The organism is Paenibacillus solanacearum, from assembly GCF_910593845.1.
Lineage (GTDB): Bacteria > Bacillota > Bacilli > Paenibacillales > NBRC-103111 > Paenibacillus_G > Paenibacillus_G solanacearum.
On sequence record NZ_CAJVAS010000109.1, the window covers coordinates 1 to 1,335 of the forward strand.

At 50.9% G+C, this 1,335-nt stretch carries 1 protein-coding gene; it reads left to right on the top strand.

Annotation, left to right across the window (positions count from 1 at the left end; all coding sequences use genetic code 11):
• Window positions 1-76: 76 nt before the first annotated feature.
• Window positions 77-1,335: transposase (locus KXG62_RS33775; protein ID WP_218096392.1), on the top strand; the 1,259-nt coding region annotated here is incomplete at its 3' end.

Below are 1,335 nucleotides of genomic sequence, written 5' to 3' on the forward strand. Positions count from 1 at the left end.
AAGTGTGGTGAAAAACACCACGAATACTCGATATGGTAGAATAATAGAAATACCTGATTAGAAATGAGGAACAGTTATGCGAGCAGCAAAACGGACCGGGGTCCAGCCACAACTATTTCAGATGATCGACATGGATGCCTTAGTGCCCAAACGACATATTCTTCGTCGACTAGATGAGGTACTGGATTTATCCATCGTCCATGAGTGGACGTCAACCTTGTATAGCGAGAATATGGGCCGTCCAGCAGCCGATGCTGAACTCCAGCTCCGATTGATGCTGCTATGCTACTTGTTCAATCATACGGAGCGTAATTTGTATGAGACGTTGCCGATGCATGCTGGTTATCTATGGTTCTGCGGTTTGGACTTCGAATCAGTCCAACAGCCTGCCCCTTCGCGTCTTCAACTGCCGGATCGAACAACGCTCGTGAAAACCCGTAAATTATGGCGGGAGCATGGCGTATTTGATAATCTGATGCGTCATGTCGTCAACCAATGCATCACGGCAGGTCTCGTAAAAACGAAAGTGGACGCCGCGGTCGACGGTACGCAAGTCAGGGCCAATGTCTCTATTCACAGCCTGGAAGAGATTCAGCTTGCTCCGGTCGAGTCGATCGAGGTGTATTTGGCACGCCAATCGAAGGAAGACCATGCCGAGAACGAGCGGATGAAAAAGGACGAGAGCGACAAGAAGAATGATCCGCCATCCTCGCCAACCGGCGGCAGCAAGCCAGGTCTCGGGGAGCAAGCGGTGCATGAAGACTTCCGCGGAAAGTCCTTTTCCAACCAGACCCATCGAAGCACAAGTGACCCCGATTCTCGCTTGTACAAGAAGAGTGCAGGACAAGAAGCGTATCCGCGTTACCTCGTCCATGATTTGATCGACGTACGTTCCGGCGTCGTCTTAGACCGCAGAGCAAGTCAAGCTTCGGGTAAGGCGGAAAGAGAAGTTAGTCTGCATCAACTTGCTGGAATGCGATTTCGACATCCTGAATTGTGCATTCAAACCTTATCTGCCGATAAAGCTTATGGCACGCCCGAGTACTTGAGCGGATTGAAACGGCTCGGCATCCTCTCCTTGGTCAGCTTGCGGAATTTAACCCTTGAAAAAACTCCCGTTTACAAGCGCAAGACCCATGATGCGGCCAAGCAAGCTAAACGCATAGCAAAGGGGGAGCAAATCCGCATCCTTAATGAAGCCAAACGCATCCAATTGCATGGTGCTTTTCGGGGTGTCCAAAAGATGCGAGCGCGTTGCGAACATGTTTTTGCCGAAGCGAAGAACATTCATGGCATGGACCGAGCGAAGAGCCGCGGTCTGGGGCGCATGCAAGA